A 19,320-nucleotide genomic window follows, 5' to 3' on the forward strand; every position below is an offset into this window, starting at 1 on the left:
CAGAAAAATGGAGTTAGGATTTGCATCCTAACTCCGTTTTGTCTACAGTCTGAGGACTCCACACTCTCATGTGAAGTCCTTTTTATCTCGGAGCTCTCGTTCCGGCCGCAAATGCAGCCGAAAAAATTATCCCGGTTTTTCAAATTTTCTATAACTTTCTTACGCTGTCCGCATTTCCTCATAAATTAAGTTTTTGCTTCCTGGCAAAAGGTATAAGCGTAAATTATACACCATTCACACCATTAGCCTCATCTGCACTCAACAGCTTTTTATCCGTCAGTCTATATCATTTCCGTTACTTTCAATTACTTTTTTATACCAATCAAAGGATTTCTTTTTTCTCCGCCGCAGCGTCCCGCTTCCGTCGTCTGCCCGATCCACATAAATAAAGCCATATCGTTTGCTCATCTCTCCGGTAGAAGCAGAAACAATGTCAATACAACTCCAGACCGTGTACCCCATTAGCTCCACACCATCCTCCATGGCTTCTTTCATTGCCTGAATATGGCTTCTTAAGTAATCAATGCGGTAATCGTCCTGTATCCTTCCATCCTGCTCGATTTCGTCCTTTGCACCCAAACCATTTTCAACGATAAACAGAGGTTTCTGATAACGGTCATACAACTGGTTCATGGTGATTCTAAGTCCCAGCGGGTCAATGCTCCAGCCCCACCCACTTGTTTGTAAATAAGGATTTTTCACAGAACGGATAATATTGCCCTCATTAGCTGTTTTATCATTCATATCTGCAGCTACGCAGCGGCTGGCATAATAGCTGAAGGAAACGAAATCCACTGTATTTTTTAAAATCTCCAAATCTCCATCTTCCATAATAAGACAGACTCCCTTATCACGAAAGAGCTTACGGGCATAAGAGGGATAAGCCCCCCGCACCTGTACATCAATGAAGAATAAATTTTCCTGCTCTTTTTTCACAGACTCCCAAACATCCTCAGGATTACAGGAATAAGGGTAAAAGCTGCCGCCTGCAAGCATACAGCCCACCTGATTGCCCGGATCGTATTCATGGGCCAGCTTAGTAGCCAAAGCGCTGGCAACCAAAATATGATGTGCTGCCTGATAGGTAGTCTGAGCTTTATTTTCCCCTTCCTGGAACGCAATTCCCGCTCCGGAAAAAGGACTGTGTAAAATAATATTAATCTCGTTAAAAGTCAGCCAATATTTTACTAACCCTGAAAATTCTTTAAAACAGGTTTCCGCATAACGCAGGAAAAAATCAATCACTTTTCTGTTTCTCCAGGAACCGTATCTTTCCACCAGTCCCATGGGAGCATCAAAATGGCATAATGTCACTAAGGGCTCAATACCATACTTTTTACACTCCAAAAACACACTTCGGTAAAAATCAATTCCCGTCTGATTAGGCTTTTCTTCGTCTCCAACAGGAAAAAGCCGTGACCATGAAATAGAAGTACGGAATACTCTAAAGCCCATTTCCGCTATTAAAGCAATATCTTCTTTATAACAATGATAAAAATCAATTCCCTCATGGCTGGGGTAATATTCTTCTTTCTGCAATTCGGGTTGGGGAACATTCCCTGTTTTTACTTCTAATCTTCGTACACCATGAGGAAGTACGTCAATATTACTTAATCCCCGGCCTCCTTCACGGAAGGCGCCTTCCGCCTGATTGGCGGAAATGGCTCCTCCCCAAAGGAAATCTTCAGGAAATTGAAAATCGCTCAATTTATTCCTCCTCTTCCGGTATATCCTCAAAACCAATTACCAAAGTCAGTACAAACGATAATACAATCGACAAAATTGTAATACCTGCGATCCATGCAATGCTGGTTCCCGGGTGTTCGGGGTCAATAAACTGCACTCCGGTCAAAACACTGGGTGAGACCATGGAACGGCTGGCAAGCCCTCCAATTCCAGCCAAACAGCCGCAAACAAATCCTGTGATCAAAGAAGCAATCAAAGGACGTTTTAAACGAACGGCAACACCATAAAGAGCTGGTTCCGTAGTTCCTGCAATCAAAGCCGAAGACGCTGCTGCAAGGGCAGTTTGACGAAGTTCTCTGTTTTTAGTTTTTAAAGCTACTGCTAATGAAACTCCGCCCAGGGAAAGGTTCGCGCCTATTTCAGACGGCATAACGGTTCCTTCCATTCCCGTATCAGAGATCGTCTGCAGAATCGTAGGAGTAAATACCCTGTGCATACCTGTAATAACCAGCAAAGGCCAAATTGCTCCCATAATACCAACTGCCAGGAATCCAAGTTTTGCCTGTACAAAGAATACAAATTTAGAAATTGATGTACCAACTAAAATCCCTGCAGGTCCAATGATTAAAATCGCAATAGGAGCCGCAATTAATAAAATCAACATTGGCTTTAAGAAGTTTTTCGTTACGGCAGGTGTAATTCTGTCAACGCCCCGCTCAATATAAGATAAAATCCAGGTCATGCAGATTGCAGGAATTACTGTATAAGTGTATTTTACAGACGCGATGGGGACTCCCAGGAAATGGGCCGCTGTTTCTCCGACCGTTACCGCCTCCATCAGCCCGCGAAAGTCCGGGTGAAGCAAAGTTCCCGCAATAGCAATGGCCAGATACATATTTGTTTTAAATTTCTTAGAAGCAGAAGCTGCCACCATTACAGGCAGGAAATAAAAGGCGCCGTCACCTATGGAATTAATGATCTTGTAAGTGTCACTGTCAGCAGGCAATATATTTGCCATAGCCAATAACATAACTAACAACTTTACCATGGAGCCGCCGATAATTGCCGGAATTAATGGAGACATGGTTCCAACGATGGCGTCTAAAATGTTATTTCCGATTTTCTTAAGGGTCAAAGGCTCTTTCTTCTCTCCCCTTGCAACTTTACTTTCTTCTCCAAAATCGCCTAGCTTTAAAATCTCCTGATAAGCAGTTCCAACATGATTTCCAATAATAACCTGAAACTGCCCTCCCTGCTTTACAACTCCCATAACGCCGTCAATGGCTTTGACCGCCGCTTCATTTGCCTTGCTTTCATCCTTTAAGACAAATCTTAAACGAGTCATACAATGGGTAAGGCTGGAAATATTATCGATTCCCCCAATATTTTCCACAATAGCTTTTGATACAACCGCATAATCTCTTGCCATTTTTCTTTCCTCTCTTATAAATTAATGAATTCGCATAGTTTTAGCTGATTGTGATTATACTGTTTATCAAGTTTCTTGTCATTAGTTCTAAGGCGCAAAAAAACAAGTGACGTTGATTCTCACTTGTTTTTTATACGTAACAGTATGTTTTATAAATTCACAACTTTCCTAATTTGAATTATGATCCATTTCTTCGGAAGTATACCGGTACAGCTTCTTCCCCAGCCGTTCCACAATGCTGATCGCAGGCATTTGAGTGGTAATATCATACACCTTTAGCCGCGTATACGTCACATAATAAGCAATGTTATAGTCCGATAACTTCGCCACAGTACAATTTTCCGTATTGGTCACACTGAAAATCTGGCAATTTTGTTCCTTAAAACGGATCACATGACCAATGGTATCATTCGACTCTCCAGAAACCGAAAATACAATGACCAGGGCATTTTCAAAAAATCTGCTCTCCGTGGGATAATGAGGTTCGTCAATATAAAGACAAAACTTTCCCATACTGGAAAAATACCTTGCCCCATATTTTGCCACGATCCCGGACATGCCGCTGCCTACAAAAATAATACGGTTTGCACGGACAATCACTTCCGTCAGCATATCCAGCTTTTTCTCAAATTCTTCCGAAGTTGTTTTCTTTAAAAAGTCAATGACTTCCGTCACATCGTCCGTAGCAGACACTCCTTTTCCCTTATCAAAATGCTGCTTTAACTTTACCTTAAACTCTGCATAGCCGTTACAATCCATTTTCTTACAAAAGCGCAGTACCGTAGAAGTGGAAACATGGGCTTCCTGAGCCAATTCCCGAATTCTCATGTACTTCACTTTATCATAGTTTTTCGTCACATACTGATATACTTCCATTTCCAGATCATTCAGTGACTTAACCTGCTCCACACGAAACATCCCTGTTCTCCCTTCTACGTAATACTCTTGCCTGTCCTATTTCATTTCTTTGTCTATCCTCTAAAACTTCTTTTCCCATTTCCATACTTCGTTTTCAGCTTCTGTCAAAAATCCCAGATCCCAATAGAATTGTTGGTCACCGCCGACCATCCCTTTGCATAATGGGTAGTTGCAATAATTTCTGGGTTTGCTCTTATCTTTACGAAATAAGCCACTCTTTTGCTTTTTCCAAATCATCTATGCAAGTCACCATAAATTTAATGTCTGTCTTTTTCTTTTTAATATAGTTTTTCATTTTTAAATCCAAACCAACAAATACTACTTTACGCAGCGGCTTCTTTAACATAACAAAACGATCAACGATCCATTCTAAAATTTCTCTGTCGATGTCCGAATCATCAAGAACAACTACGATAAAGGAACTCGTAGACGGTCTGCTGATTTCTATCAGATCCCGTTTAAATTTCTGCTTTAACAATTCCTTTTCACCATAAAGGGAATCCAAATGTTCGCACCAAACTTCTCCGCCATTATAAAATAAGGAAAAAGACTTTTTATTCAAACCAAGCTCATACTTCTCCATAGAAGAAATCCCCCAAAATACCCATCAGATTTTTCGTTCCATACATACCGAATCCGGCATATCCGCGTACTGCCCATAGTTGGGCATAATTTTGTATCCTGCCTTTTTGTACATATAACAGGCTGCTTCTAACGGTTTACCAGTCTCTAAAATACACCACCGATAACCTTTGATCTTTGCCTTTGCCTCTAATCTCCGAACCACTTCTGCACCCAATCCCATATTTCGATACGATGGTTCTACATAAATCCGTTTTAACTCTGCATGATCTTCATCATACATTTTAAAGGAACCGCATCCAATCGGTTTCCCTTCCCGATATGCCACAATCACGTCATGGATACAATCTCTTTGATTATATTGTTCATACTGACTTCTTTGAAATTTACCCCCAACGATTTCATCAAGAGTGCTGTCCAATCGATTGCAAAGCATTGCAAAATCCTGATCTTCCCCATCCGTATCCTTAAACCCCAATTCAGAAAGATTTAGCAGCTCCGCTTTTGCCTTTTTGCTGAACTTATTTATTACAGCATCATATGCTTCATCAATCATCTGAAACAACATGTCCAGATCGAAGAAAGCATCCAGATCAATGGTATTCCAATAAGGCTGCTGAACCGGCGGGCAGTGATATCCGCGTACTACAATCCCCGGATAAAGCTGCCGGTAAAGATTTGCCTTATCCGGCACACATTTTAACGTTATCCTGTAAAACTTTTCTTCAGGATTAAATTGCGCAAAGATCTTTCCCATGACCTTATAGCAGATTGGGTATTCCCCAAATGGCCTTGCCTCATATGCACTTGGATGCCTTAAACAGTATTCTTCTATAGCCTGAATTACTTTTGCATTGTTCTCCATATTTTGTCTCCTAAATTGTAGCAAAATCTATAAGGTTCACGATTCATTCCCTACGGCTATATTAAAATACCGTTCATTGATTTCACTTATGACTATAAGTTCTTCTATAATATACTTTGCGTATATTCTCACTGTAAGGCTATAGGATATTGCTGATAAGTATTTATTCCATATCTAGTGCTGGAACCTCTATGTTCTTCTCTATAGCTTTTAATTTTCATATATTGAGTTTTTCATTATTACTATATCATAATATTTTACTAATTAGCAATTATTTACTATATTGATCATAATGCCATATTACAATAATGTATTTTCAAATAATTATACACTTAATTATTTCATGAAATAAACTTAATGATATCCTCATAATAACATTTATCACTGGAAAACCAATAGAATACCAAAGAATCCACAAAATCATTATAATATCATGATTTTGTGGATTCTTCTCGGATATTTCCTACTTCATTAAATAATAGAAAGTGCCAGTTCCATCATCCTGGTAAAAGAATTCTGCCTGCCTTCAGCAGAGATTTCTTCCTCTTCAAATGGCGAATCTGAAATCGTTAATATACACAATGCATTTGCTTTTCCATAAGCCGCGTTGGCATAAAGAGCAGTAGACTCCATCTCACACGCCAGAACCCCCATATCTGCCCATGATACACCTGTTTTGGGCAAATTCGGTTTATAAAATGCATCTGTGCACAGAATATTGCCGACATGATACGGCAGATCCATCTCTTCCGCGCACTGTACTGCCTGACGCAGCAATTTGTAACTTGCTGTACAGGAAAAATCTCCCGGCAACTGGTATGTCGCCAGATAGTTCGTCTCCGTACAACTGCCGATGGCAATGATTACATCCCGCAGTTTCACTTGCGGCTGCATCGATCCAGCAGTACCGATCCGGATTAAATTCTTCACGCCGTAATAATGAATCAGCTCATAAGAATAGATCCCTATTGACGGACAGCCCATTCCCGTTCCCATTACTGATATCCGTTTACCCTTAAAGTAACCGGTATATCCAAGCATTCCTCTTGTATTATTAAACTGTGTTACATCTTCCAGAAAATTATCAGCAATAAACTTCGCCCGCAGCGGATCTCCTGGAAGCAGAATTGATTCTGCAATATCACCCGGTCTTGCATCAATATGAGGAGTTGGTGTGTGTGTCATAGCATTATTTTCATTCATCCTTTTATCTTCCTTCCCTTTTGTTTTTTAGCATTTCTTCTACTTCTTTACGTTCCGGAATTGATGATGCAGCCCCCAGCCTTGTTACTGCAATGGCCGAGGCAACCGACGCCCGATGCAAAACATCCTCAATCTTTTCATCTCTCATGATTCCCGAGATAAAATATCCTGTATATGTATCTCCTGCCGCCGTTGTATCAACCGCTTCCGCCCTTACCGCCTCCTGGCGGTAAATCTGCCGTCCATCCCAGTAAAAAGATCCTTTTTCCCCAAGTGTCATGACTATTTTGGCATCAGGAAATTTCGTCGCCAACTTTACCAGCACTTCTTCATCACCTTCGCCCGAGGTTTCTGCTAAAGATGCTGCTTCCACCTCGTTCACCAGAAAGTAATTTACCAGGTTTAACGGTAATTCTAAAACCTTGTGATCCATTGGAGAAGGATTCAAGACAATCGTCATACCTTTTTCATGTGCCCTGCTGATGATATATCCCAGTTCACTGATCTCATTTTGCAGAACAACAAAATCCCCAGCACAAAAACCAGACAGAACCTGTTCAACCTGTTCTTCACTAATCCTTTGGTTCGCTCCGCCAAAAAGAATGATGCAGTTATCCCCTTCACTGTCATTCTGAATGATAGCATGGCCGGTCTGCACTTCACCCTGGACTGTAATACAGCCGGTATCCACTCCTGCCCGATTAAGGACCTCCAGCAAAAATTCGCCCTCATTTCCGATAGCTCCGGCATGATATACTTCTTCCCCCGCTCTGGCCAGGGCAATAGACTGATTTAACCCCTTCCCGCCGCTGAACACATTTAAATATTCTGATGATATGGTCTCTCCTTTGCGCACAAAGTGTTCTACTTTATATACATAATCAATGTTCATAGAGCCAAAATTTAATAGTTTCATATTATACCTCGTAGCTTTTTATGGTTTGGATCAGCAATTCTTTAAAACGAATCTTATCAAACTCCATTGCAGCAAGCACATTCTTTTCACTGCTGTCTACTGGATAGAAAACTTCTCTGCCGATATCCTCCTTTGGCGCCATACCTATATAATCACGGTAATCGCAAACAGTCATTCCTCTTGTAAACTCTCCCTTTGTCTCCACATCTACATGCATTGGCAGTGCACAGGTAATAATCGCCGGATCGATCAACCAGGCTATCGCACAAGCATCACACAGCTGCGATTGCCGCCCCTGGTTTACCGAATATTCCAGTAAATCTGCTGCCGCTGACGCTACCAGCCCCGGCAATGCCTTAAGCTGTTCCACCTCATCTATGGTCATGGAATTCTGACGGCACAGGTTAAGCCCAACCATCCGGATCGGAATTCCGGATTCAAAAACAATTTTTGCTGCTTCCGGGTCTACAACTATATTAAATTCTGCACAGGCATTATAATTTCCAGTTGTAACCGAGCCCCCCATGGAGATAATTTCCGGAATCTTATGTTTTAACTCTGGCTCCTTTAATAACGCCTGTGCTACATTAGTCAATGGTCCTAACGTCACCAGCGTCATGTCTATCTCATTACGAAAAGCATCAATCAGAGCATCCACCGCATGTTCTTTTCTCTGCGCTTCTTTCAGACTCGGAACCATGATATTCCCCAACCCACTGTTGCCATGAATATTTTCTGCCCGTTCAGGTTTTGCATACATCGGCATATCGTAGCCGGCATAAACTGGAATATCTCCATATCCCGCCAGCTCCGTCACATATCTGGCATTACGAAATGTATGATCAAGTCCGGTATTTCCCCCAACCGCCGAGATCCCGACAACAGAAAGATGCTTCATTGCCAGCAGCAGTGCAAAACTGTCATCAATTCCCGGATCACAGTCAATCCATACTTTCTTACTCGTTTCCATCGTTTATGCACCTTCTCTCTTCAATCCTTTTTCGATCCGCTTCTTCTGATTGATCCGAATCATATTAATCAATACAAGGGCAAATATAGTTGCTGCATAAGGAATCATTTCAATAAACTCCGTTGGAAAATTAGTTCCCTGACTTTTCAGCGTAGTAGCCAGGGCATCAGAAAAGCCAAAGAAAATTGCTGCTACCGCGGTTCCGATCGGATTACTACCAGCAATATTCATGGCTGACAAACCGATATATCCCCTGCCGTTTGTCATATTCTTCATAAAGAAACTAACCCATCCCATAGACATGAATGCTCCTGCAAAACCGCAAAGCACTCCCGAAACCAGAAATGATACATAACCAATCTTTTTTACATTAATTCCCACCGATGCTGCTGCCTGCGGGTTTTCCCCTACTGCCCGCATCCTGAGTCCCAGCCGGGTCCGATACAGAAAAAACCATACCAGGTAGATGCCGAGGAATGCCAGATAAGTAAGCAGGTTATGTCCCGACAGTACCTGCCCTAAAAACGGAATCTTATCAATTAGCGGTATTACCACCGAGGGAATCGTATAAGCCTTAATCGCCGCCGATGTAGCCGCCTTTTCTCCAGTCAATAAATACATGACAAATACTGTGCCGCCGCCGGCAACCAGGTTAAACGCTATACAGGTCAGATAAAGATCTGTCTTACCGGACAGATTGGATACTGCCAGTACCCCGCCGGAAAGCACACCAAAGATAACCGCTCCAAACAAGCCGATCCAAACACTCCCGGAAAAACCGGCAAAAATTACACCTGCCAGCGCTGCCGAAAGCATCATTCCTTCCAGTGCCATGTTAAGCATTCCGGCTTTCCGGTTAATGACCGCTGCCAAAGCTACAAAAATCAGCGGTGTTGACAAACGCAGTACTGAAAACCCAAAATTTGCAAACCATTCTATTGTAAACATATGCGTTCCTGCATGGATCTTACTCCACGCTCTCCTTTCCGGCTTCAGCTGCATTTTCTGCCAAAATTTCCTTTGCTTCTCTTTCCCGGTCCATTTTCATGTCTTTCTGGGCCGCTTTATAGATCAATTTTTTCTTATATCTTCCCATGAATTCTTCAGCTGCTACCAGAAGAATAACGATCCCCTGGATAACAGTAATGAACTCAATCGGAATATCACCTTTGGAGTTTACAACATCAGCACCGATCCGTATATATGCCAGCAGAACCGCCGCTACCGGAACCAGAATCGGATTCTTTCTGGCCAGAACGGCAACCATCAGACCATCAAAACCATGCTGGGTGCTAACGACCCATTTGTAACGATCATAATTGCCCAGGATCTCACACGTACCGCCCATACCGGCAAAAATGCCGCCAACTAATTGAGCCAGAATAATCGTACCGTTCATGTTGATACCGCTTGCCTTGGCAAAGTTCGGATTACTTCCCACAACCCGCATCTTATATCCAAAAATGGTCTTATAGAATAAAACGCCAACGAAAGCCACAGCGATCAAAGCCACAAAGAATCCTGACTGAACCCGGAACTTTCCAAAGATCATGGGAAGCTTTGCCGACTCTGGAATCATATAGGATCCCAGCGAACCAATTGACGGATCCCGCATAAAATACTTCAGCACCCAGATCGATAAAAATGCCAAAATGCTGTTAAGCATCAGGGAGACCACCACAATATTGGCCTTGAACTTAACATCCAACCATGCCGGAATCAGGGAAACTAAGAACCCGACGATCGCACCAACAGCCAGCAGGATCAAAAGCATAACTGGTGTCGGCAAGCCCGCTCCGCCTAATGAAATAGCAGTCAGAGAAACGATACACCCTGAAAACATAAAAATGCCTTCACCAGAGAGATTAAACTTATTTACTGCATACACAAAACAAAAACACAATCCGGTAAATGTAAACGGAATGGCCAGATTAATTATGCTTCCGACTCTCCGCACGGAAGAAAACGGGCCTAATACAAATTGCCTGATAACGTAGACCGGATCATCACTGATGGCAAACAGTGTAACGAGTGCAATTCCATAAGCAATGCCGATAGCAACAAGGATGCGTACCAATTCGACTGTTGTTTCTATTCGCCTTGTTTTGCTCATAGCACATCCTCCATTTCTTTTGCTGTCATTGTCTTAATACCCAGCATATATTCTCCCAATTCGTCTTCCGAAACGAGATTCGCCTGCTTAAACGCTGCTACAATCTTCCCTTTCCGCATAACCAGCAGCCTGTCAGAACACTCCAGTACTTCATTCAAATCGGCTGAGATCAGCAGGGAAGCCGTCTTTTCTTCCCTTGATTTACGGACAATTGTCTTACGAATCATTTCCGCTGCACCAACGTCAATTCCCCTGGTCGGCTGATTGGCCAGAATAAAATTGCTGCCAGAAGTAAACTCTCTGGCCACCACCACCTTCTGGATATTACCACCGGAAAGCATCCGTACCGGCTGGTTTCTATCATCACAGGCTATTTCAAAATCTTTAATACACTGATCAACAATCTGGTCAATATATTTTCGGTTAATAAACGGACCCTTCCGGTACTGCGGCTGAAAATAGCGATCCGATATGATATTATCCCGAATCGACATATCTCCGGCACAGCCAAGATCCATTCTGTCTTCCGGAATAAATGCCAGCCCCAACTGCCGGATCTGGTGAACGGTTTTTCCTGATATGCTGGTTCCGTTAATGGATACTTCACCGGAAGAGAAGATACCAAGTCCTGATAATACATCAGAAAGTTCGCTCTGGCCATTTCCTTCTACTCCGGCAATGCCTACGACTTCACCCGCACGAATATCAAGAGAGACACCATCTAGTACGGTCTTTCCCATTTCGTTGATCTTGATCAGATTTTTGATATGCACAACGACATCTCCGGGCTTCGGCTGTTCTTTATCAATCCTAAGTATGACATCCCGTCCAACCATCAATCTTGAGATATCGGCTTCACTCATATCCTCCAGTTCATAACTGCCCAGGCAAAAACCATGGCGCAGGACTGTAACACGGCTGCAGATTCGTTTTACCTCTTCCAGCTTGTGTGAGATAAAGATAATCGAATGGCCGCTCTTTTTAAGCAGAATCAACTGTTCAAACAATTCCTCTGTTTCCTGAGGCGTCAGAACCGCCGTAGGTTCATCCAAAATGATAATTTTCGCTCCACGAATCAATACTTTCATGATCTCAACTTTCTGCATCTGACCAACCGAAAGGTCCATCACTTTCATCTTGGGATCAATATTAAAATTATACTTTTCTGCTACTTCTCCGGTCATCTCCACTGCTTTGTTATAATCAAACGTTCCCTTTTTCATCGGTTCAATTCCCAAAGCCACATTCTCCGCAACCGTCAGTGACGGTACCAGCATAAAATGCTGATGTACCATCCCTATGCCTTTATCAATGGCATCCAGTGTATTTTGAATCTGAACCTCCTGCTCTTGTACCAGAACACGTCCGGACTGGGCATTTTCTAACCCGAAGAGAACTTTCATCAACGTCGTTTTTCCAGCTCCGTTTTCCCCTACCAGAGCCAGAATCTCTCCTTCATTCAGCCAAAAGGTAATGTCCTTATTGGCGACAAATCCATTACTGTAAATCTTAGTAATGTTCTCCATTCTCAAAACTTCACCAGACATATCTTCCTCCTACGGCAAACTGCCGAAATTTCTGTAAAAAATCCCGGCAGTTTACGCTTTGTTCTGTTAAGGTGCTACACTGTCAAGCATTGCCTGATACTCGGCCTCATCCGCAAAATCATAGTAAGATTTAACTGACTTTTCGCCGCTGACGATCTTAGACTGTGCTTCTTTCATATTCTGACGCACTTCTTCCGGAACGGTTTCTTTGAAGAAATCATTATCAACATATCCAACGGAGCTTTCCGCCAGGCCCAGACGGTTTACTTTCTTCCATACATCTTTTCCAGCCTCAACATCATGGAAAAATGATACAAAAGAATCACCGACATTTTTCAGCATGGAAGTTAAAATTACATCTGCAAGTTCCGGATTCTCTGAATTTTTATAATACTGATACTGATCGGAATCCACACCAATTGCCCAGGTGTTCAGTTCTTTACAAGCTTCAAACAAACCGCCGCCGGCTCCGCCTGCCACCTGATAGAATACATCAGCTTTTTTATCTCTTGCCTGAGAAAGACAAAGTTCTTTCATCTTGGCCGGATCCGTCCAGGAACCAACGGTTGCCTTAACAACTTTGCACTCCGGATCGTAATCCTGAACACCATTTACAAAGCCGGTGACAAAGTCAGCAATAACCGGATTATCCATTCCCACATTAACTGCCACAACTTTTGATTCAGACATGCCGGCCGCCAGCTGACCTACCATGTAAGAACCCTCATTCTGGGCGTAGAAAATCAGAGCCATGTTTTCCGGTATCTCAGATTCATCCATGGAATCATCAAAACATACAAACTTAACCTCTGGGTATTCCTTCGCCAAGCGGATCAAAATATCACGATATGTAGAGGATGCCACAATATATTCATAGCCTTCGTCAATGGTATCCAGCATGGCATCTTCCCATTTATCCGCTTTTGTCTCATCGCCGGCTTCAACCGTCTTACAATCCCAACCTTCCGAACGCAGTATTTTCATTCCCTCTTCACCGGAATCGTTAAAAGACTTATCCCCCAGATTTCCTACAATATAAGCAATCCGCCCCTTTTCGCCGTCTTTGGCAGCCGGAGCCCCACTTTCGGTTTTCGTTTCCTGGCTTCCGGTATCAACTGCACTTGATGATTTTGTTGTTCCTCCCGAACCACAAGCTGTAAGACCTGCCGCCATTGCCGTGGCTATCATGACCGCGATTACTTTCTTTACACCTTTTTTCATATAAAACCTCCTCTTTTTTGTTTGATTTCTTGTTTTATTTTCAGCACGACGTCAGGTTACGAATCCATTTCATCGATCGAATCCGCCAAACTCCCACCAATGCTTCTAATACAATATTAAATTTAATGATTCCAATCACCACTGCCGCCGGCCAGCCGAAAACAAAAGCGCCTAATGATGCAAGCGGTATGGTAATCAGCCACATCGTAAAGATATCTGTTACCAGCCCAGTCTTCCCGTCTCCCCCGGCCCGCAGAGTGGCAATGATTCCGGTCATCTCGACACCGGAAAACGGCCAGATCAGTGCCAGAATCGCAATAAATTGTATGGCATAAGTCCGGGTCTCATCAGTCAGCCGGTAAAGCTTTGTAAACGGTATCCCAAACAGAATCATTATCATCCCCAGTATCGTTCCTCCCACAAATCCAAGAACCAGAACACTGTATGCCTGCTTTTTAATCTCCGTCTTCTTTAGACCTGAACCGATCGCTTTACCGATCACAACACTGCAGGCTTGCAGAATTCCATTCATAACACAGGCAACCAATTGGTAGAATGTATTTGCAATATTATATCCGCCGACTACACTGATATTCATCTGCCCGGTGATAGCACTTCCCGCTGTCGTTCCCGTTGACCAGATCAGCTCATGGACAACAATCGGAATACCAATAAGGTAAAAATTCCGGCTTAACCGTTTGTCCGTTTTCAGCAAATCTCTTACTTTCATCTGAATTCTTTTTTCCCTTTTAAAGACAAATACTACCAGGATAGTAAATTCCACCAATCTGGCGATCACTGCTCCCAGGGCCGCCCCCTGAATCCCCATACATGGAAATCCGAACTTACCAAAGATCAGAAAATAATCCAGCAAAATATTTATCGGATATGAAATCACATTGGCAATAAATGATATCTTAACCTGTTCAATTCCCCGGCAACAAGCAAACATCATTGTACTCATGCCACACGGAAGATACATGAATGCCGCGATCCGCAGATAAGAAGTCCCCAGTTCGATGATAGAAGGGTCACTGCTGTAAATCCGCATAAATATCTGTGGAAATGTCAGTACCAGTAGTGAAATCGCTGTTCCGAAAACAGCAACTGCCCGAATACCTGTGGCAAATAGGATCCTTATCTCTTCCTTGCCCTGGCGCCCCCAATATTGAGCAATCAGTACGCAGCATCCGGCTGAAAAGCCGTTGCATAAAGTATAAAAAACAAAAAATATCTGCTGTGCCTGGGAAACTGCTGACATTTGTAACTGATCAATTCGTCCCAGCATAATGCTGTCTGCCGTATCGACACTAACCCGTAAAAATTGTTGCAGAATGATGGGCACCGCTAACATTAGGATCTTAGAATAAAACTGGCCCTCCCTAATAATTGGAAAATTTTTTCTTTTTACTAAACTCATAGTTCACGGCTGTTGCTAATGCAGCCAATCAACCACTCCTTAAATAAATCGACATGGATATCCATTGCTACTTTCACATTGGGCTTCCGGCCTAGTTTATTTCTCAAATCTACTGCCGTATGTCCCACCGCATAAGAATCCATACACTCAACATCGACAAAGTAATCATTACATACCAGACATTGCGGACACAACGCCGCCGCCAGGGCCAGGGCATCGTGCATCACCGCATCCTCACCGCCTTTTTCATGCCGTGCAAACATATAATCCAGAATATCGGCTGTCAGCACCCCAGCTTTCGTTCCTATACTTCTTAAAATTTCTGCATCTTGTTGATTCATAATTGCCAGTAACGTCACATCCAGACCGACCATAGTGCAAGGAATCCCGGATGCTAAAACCAGCCTGGCCGCTACCGGATCCACCCAGATATTAAATTCAGACGTGGTGGAAACATTTCCGCCTTTTACCGCCCCACCCATGAACCAGATGTGCTTGATCTTTTCTGCAATGTCCGGATAAAGTGAAAGAGCAATAGCAATATTGGTCATCGGACCAATGACAAGCAGTTCCAACTCACCTTTCAGTTCATCTGCTTTCCGACGGATCACCTCAATTGCATTTTCTTTTGCAAAATCACTAGCCACGGCAGTTGGCAGTACAATATCACCAAGCCCTGTCTGGCCGTGAGTGTCACCATAGTACGGTGCTCTTTGAAACAGGGGCTTCTCAGCTCCCCGGGCAACCATAATATCAGCATTAAGATACTCCATCAGATTCAGATTATTCTGTGAGGTGTACTGGTGCGGTACATTTCCATTTACCGAAGTAATAGCAGCCAGTTCAATCTCTGGGCTGTATAAAGCAGCTATAATCGCAATTGCATCATCAGTACCCGTATCACAGTCAATAATAAATGTTCTCTTTGCCATTGCCGTCAACCTCGCTTTCTTCTTATGCCTTTGAACTAATTCAACAGGATAACACTTTCCGAAAGTGTTTATTTTATTAAATAATATCACTTTTTTTCTATTTGTCAATTATAATTATATATTTTTAATAAAAATACACTTTAGTAAAACTATTTATTATGTACTTTTTTACATCTTCCCTTATCTTCGTCGTTGACAAATATATCTTTCTGTATCATAATTCATTTATAACGACGAAATGGAGAGTTCTCATGACGATCAAAGAAATTGCCCAATTAGCGGGTGTATCTATATCAACCGTATCAAAAATCGTAAACGGTAAGGATGACAGCATTAATCCCAAAACCCGGAAGCGCGTTCTCGAGATTGTAAAAGAGTATAACTATACGCCTTATGCCAGTGTCAAACTTGTTTCCGAGGCCAAGACTTTTGTATTGGGAGTATTACTTAATTCCTTTACCAGATCGAGCCTGTTTTTGAATGGCGCTATTGCTGTTGCTCAAAAAAACGGCTATGGACTTCTGGTCTATGACAGTCTGGGGTCACTGGAAACCGAACTAAAAAACATCACTACACTATGTAAAAGTCAGGTAGACGGCGTAATCTGGGAACCGGTGAATAACGAAAGCAAAGAGCACGAACAATATTTTAAAAAATATAGAATTGAAGTCTGCCGCATTAATGCCCCATTTGACTCGAATCATTATTTTATTGATTTTTCCCAAATCAGCTATGAAGCGACCAAACTCCTCCTTTCTTATGGTCATACAAAAGTAGGCTGCCTGATCAGACGTGGCAGTATCCGTTCAAAATTAGCCCTTGAAGGTTTCAAAAAATGCCTTCTCGAACATGGGATTCCTTTTCGGGATAACATGATTCTTCCAGAGGAAAACGATGACTGGCACAATCAGATCTTTGCACATTTACTGACCGGCATTATCAGTACCCATTTTACTTCTGCTCAATTGCTGGTTGAAGATTTAGAAAAAAAAAGGCTGCAGATGCCATATAACCTTTCTCTAATCAGCTTAAGGGATGATTTACGGGGGATTACCCAGCCTTCGAAAATATCCAGTATCCGTATTCCTAATTATGAATTTGGTTCTTTTGTTTGTGAACGCCTCATTGAAAAATGCGAAAAGAGGCAGTTCCACACCGAAAATTTCCAAACCGCCTATCCGTTAGAGAACACACACAGCCTGGATGTTCCTTATTTTTCCCAGACCAAGCAGATTGTTGTAGTCGGAAGCATTAACATAGATGTAATCCTGAATGTAACCGAACTGCCACAGCCGGGCCAGGTTACCAGCACAAATACAAGCTTTACCAGCCCCGGCGGAAAAGGTGCCAATCAGGCCGTTGCTGTCGCCAGGCTGGGACATCAAGTGTCCCTGATTGGAAAAGTAGGTAATGATTACGACTCAGCTCTCGTTTATTCGATCATAGAAGAAAACCATGTAAACACTCAGGGAATTCTACGCGACCCCCAGGCCGAGACCGGCAAAGCGTATATCCACCTTCAGGACAACGGGGAAAGCACGATTACAATTTTAAACGGTGCCAATGAAACCCTGTGCCCGGAAGAAATCCTGATGCATAAGGACCTATTCCAAAATACCAGCTATTGCTTATTACAAACGGAAATCCCGGAAAATTCCGTTGAAGCAGCCGCCCATCTAGCTCACGAATGCGGTGTGAAAACTATTCTGAAACCAGCTGTAATGAAGCGGTTGCATCCGTCATTAATGAAGTACATAGATATCTTTGTGCCGAATAAGACAGAAGCAGAGCTGTTATGCCCGGAAGAAACCACAATTGAAGGAAAAGCAGAAGCATTTATCAGGCATGGTGCAAAATCCGTTATTATTACCCTGGGACATTCAGGATGCTATATCAAAGATCCGACTTTTACCGGCTACCTGCCTGCGGTTCATTTTTCAACGATCGATACCACTGGAGCCGCTGACGCTTTCATTGGTGCGTTGGCAGCTTACTTAACTGATGGGTATCCGATTGAACACGCTGCCCGAATAGCAACCTATGCTGCCGCTTTCAGCGTTGCCAGACAAGGCGTCATACCTGCACTGATCGACCGCAATTCGTTGGAAGCTTATATAAAAAAAGCGGACCCCGACATTATTCAGTTTGGAAATAGGGAGGATATTACATGAAAATAAAAAAACAGACGCTGACCGATTCCTTAGAAAAACAAAAACAAGAACTAAAAGAGCTGGGCCGGACACTTTTTGCCTGTCCCGAAGTCGGATTCCGGGAAGAAAAGACCTCTGCCCATCTCCTGTCATTTTTTCAAAAAAACGGAATTTCCTGTCAGGGCAATCAATCTCTGACCGGTGTCCGCGCAGATATTGGAGAAAGAAATGGCTCCGGTTATCATATTGCCCTGGTCGCTGATATGGATGCCGTTTATGCCGGCAACGGTGATAAAAAGCAAGCGATTCACGCCTGCGGCCACAGCATCCAAGTTGCCGATATGGCTTTTTCCATGAAGCTGATAAAAGAAAGCGGACTTCTGGATGAAACCGGGGGCAGCGTTACTTTTATCGCCGCCCCGGCCGAAGAATTTATTGATCTTGATTATCGGGAAGCCCTTGTCCAGGCAGGAAAAGTACGTTTTTTTTCAGGAAAGCAGAACCTGATTGCAGATGGTTTCTTCGATGACCTTGACTGTGTTTTATCAGCTCATGTTAATAGCGAAGTGCATACCCTCTTTGATATCGGCAGCAGCCTTACTGGTTTTACAAAAAAGCGAATTATTTTTACTGGACAGGCAGCACATTCCGGTGCATTGGCACACCAGGGGCGCAATGCCATGCATGGAGCCGCGTTATTTATTAATGCATTATCTTTTTTAAAGGAACAGTTTCCACCAGAAAAAGGAATTCATATTGCTCCGGTAATCACAGCATGCAGCGGCAGTGTCAACACCGTCCCGGACCAGGCTGTTTTAGAGACCTATATACGGGCCAATTCGCTCAGCAGCCTTCTTGAAGCCTGTCAGTCACTAGATAGCTGTGCCAATCATTGTGCCCTTGCACTAAAGCTGAAAAGTTCGATTGAAAATCAGACCGGATATATGCCGCTTCAACAGTCTGAGCCGCTGCTTAAAGTTGTTTTCCAGAATATGCTCAATGTTTGCCCGTCCGAGCAGGTTCTTAAAAATCCAGTTTCCGGGGCCTCTGGTGACATCGGCGATTTGAGTTACCTTATCCCATCCGTGCAATTCGGATTTTCCGGTATTGAGGGACAGATCCACAGTGCCAATTTTACGATTCACGACGAAGAAAATGTCTACACAAATGTGGTTAAAGTGGTTTTAGGAACTATTTATGATCTGTTGACCAAGAAAGAACTGCAGATAAAATATGATGATTACGACATTCGTAAAAATGCATACTTAACGGACTGGCTGGGGATTTAAAAAAGACTTTTTCTATAATTTAAAGGGGCTGTCGCAAAATGATTTTTTCATACAAGATATGGGGATTCACCAAGCAACC

16 protein-coding genes are annotated in these 19,320 nt (G+C 42.8%); 2 read left to right on the forward strand and 14 right to left on the reverse strand.

Annotation, left to right across the window (positions count from 1 at the left end):
* Positions 1-276: 276 nt before the first annotated feature.
* The 14 genes from ascB to RT269_RS25965 all read right to left on the reverse strand — a co-directional run bounded on the left by ascB (position 277) and on the right by RT269_RS25965 (position 15,802).
* The gene (ascB, locus tag RT269_RS25900) at positions 277-1,707 is read right to left on the reverse strand and encodes a 6-phospho-beta-glucosidase (RefSeq protein WP_313186996.1); all 1,431 of its coding nucleotides are present in this window, start codon (positions 1,705-1,707) and stop codon (positions 277-279) included.
* A 1-nt stretch (position 1,708) separates the two neighbouring features.
* Positions 1,709-3,115 (reverse strand): PTS cellobiose/arbutin/salicin transporter subunit IIBC, encoded by a 1,407-nt coding sequence (gene ascF / locus RT269_RS25905; RefSeq protein ID WP_313186998.1) that lies wholly within the window; start codon positions 3,113-3,115, stop codon positions 1,709-1,711.
* Between the two features lie 168 nt (positions 3,116-3,283).
* Complete coding sequence (locus RT269_RS25910; protein WP_313187000.1) at positions 3,284-4,033, reverse strand: MurR/RpiR family transcriptional regulator; 750 nt, start codon at positions 4,031-4,033, stop codon at positions 3,284-3,286.
* 199 nt (positions 4,034-4,232) lie between these two features.
* Complete coding sequence (locus tag RT269_RS25915) at positions 4,233-4,616, reverse strand: hypothetical protein (protein ID WP_313187002.1); 384 nt, start codon at positions 4,614-4,616, stop codon at positions 4,233-4,235.
* A 24-nt stretch (positions 4,617-4,640) separates the two neighbouring features.
* Positions 4,641-5,480, reverse strand: a complete 840-nt coding sequence (locus tag RT269_RS25920; protein ID WP_313187004.1) for a GNAT family N-acetyltransferase — start codon at positions 5,478-5,480, stop codon at positions 4,641-4,643.
* Between the two features lie 471 nt (positions 5,481-5,951).
* Positions 5,952-6,683: a purine-nucleoside phosphorylase gene (gene deoD / locus RT269_RS25925; protein ID WP_313187005.1), complete on the reverse strand. Its 732-nt coding sequence runs from the start codon at positions 6,681-6,683 to the stop codon at positions 5,952-5,954.
* A gap of 4 nt (positions 6,684-6,687) precedes the next feature.
* Entirely contained in the window at positions 6,688-7,599 is a 912-nt protein-coding gene (locus RT269_RS25930; RefSeq protein WP_313187007.1) for a ribokinase, read from the reverse strand.
* A gap of 1 nt (position 7,600) precedes the next feature.
* Complete coding sequence (locus tag RT269_RS25935; protein WP_313187009.1) at positions 7,601-8,569, reverse strand: nucleoside hydrolase; 969 nt, start codon at positions 8,567-8,569, stop codon at positions 7,601-7,603.
* Positions 8,570-8,572: 3 nt separating this feature from the next.
* Positions 8,573-9,517 carry an ABC transporter permease gene (locus tag RT269_RS25940; protein WP_313187011.1) on the reverse strand — a complete coding sequence of 315 codons (945 nt, stop codon included), beginning with the start codon at positions 9,515-9,517 and terminating at the stop codon, positions 8,573-8,575.
* 19 nt (positions 9,518-9,536) lie between these two features.
* Complete coding sequence (locus RT269_RS25945) at positions 9,537-10,682, reverse strand: ABC transporter permease (RefSeq protein WP_025230977.1); 1,146 nt, start codon at positions 10,680-10,682, stop codon at positions 9,537-9,539.
* On the reverse strand, positions 10,679-12,229 hold the full coding sequence (locus RT269_RS25950) for an ABC transporter ATP-binding protein (protein ID WP_313187012.1): 1,551 nt from the start codon (positions 12,227-12,229) through the stop codon (positions 10,679-10,681). Before RT269_RS25950 ends, RT269_RS25945 begins: the two co-directional genes overlap by 4 nt.
* Before the next feature lie 66 nt (positions 12,230-12,295).
* A complete protein-coding gene (locus RT269_RS25955) occupies positions 12,296-13,450 on the reverse strand; it encodes a BMP family ABC transporter substrate-binding protein (protein WP_313187014.1) in 1,155 nt (384 codons plus the stop codon).
* Between the two features lie 40 nt (positions 13,451-13,490).
* A complete protein-coding gene (locus RT269_RS25960) occupies positions 13,491-14,870 on the reverse strand; it encodes an MATE family efflux transporter (RefSeq protein WP_313187015.1) in 1,380 nt (459 codons plus the stop codon).
* A complete protein-coding gene (locus RT269_RS25965) occupies positions 14,867-15,802 on the reverse strand; it encodes a nucleoside hydrolase (RefSeq protein ID WP_313187017.1) in 936 nt (311 codons plus the stop codon). Before RT269_RS25965 ends, RT269_RS25960 begins: the two co-directional genes overlap by 4 nt.
* A 251-nt stretch (positions 15,803-16,053) precedes the next feature.
* On the opposite strand from RT269_RS25965, the gene RT269_RS25970 reads away from it, so the two are divergent.
* Together RT269_RS25970 and RT269_RS25975 are read left to right on the forward strand one after the other, a co-directional pair.
* Positions 16,054-17,973 carry a PfkB family carbohydrate kinase gene (locus RT269_RS25970; RefSeq protein ID WP_313187019.1) on the forward strand — a complete coding sequence of 640 codons (1,920 nt, stop codon included), beginning with the start codon at positions 16,054-16,056 and terminating at the stop codon, positions 17,971-17,973.
* Positions 17,970-19,241 (forward strand): M20/M25/M40 family metallo-hydrolase, encoded by a 1,272-nt coding sequence (locus RT269_RS25975; RefSeq protein ID WP_313187020.1) that lies wholly within the window; start codon positions 17,970-17,972, stop codon positions 19,239-19,241. The genes RT269_RS25970 and RT269_RS25975 overlap by 4 nt, the downstream gene beginning before the upstream one ends.
* Positions 19,242-19,320: the final 79 nt, after the last annotated feature.

Source organism: Lacrimispora sp. (assembly GCF_032078915.1).
Classification (GTDB): domain Bacteria; phylum Bacillota; class Clostridia; order Lachnospirales; family Lachnospiraceae; genus Lacrimispora.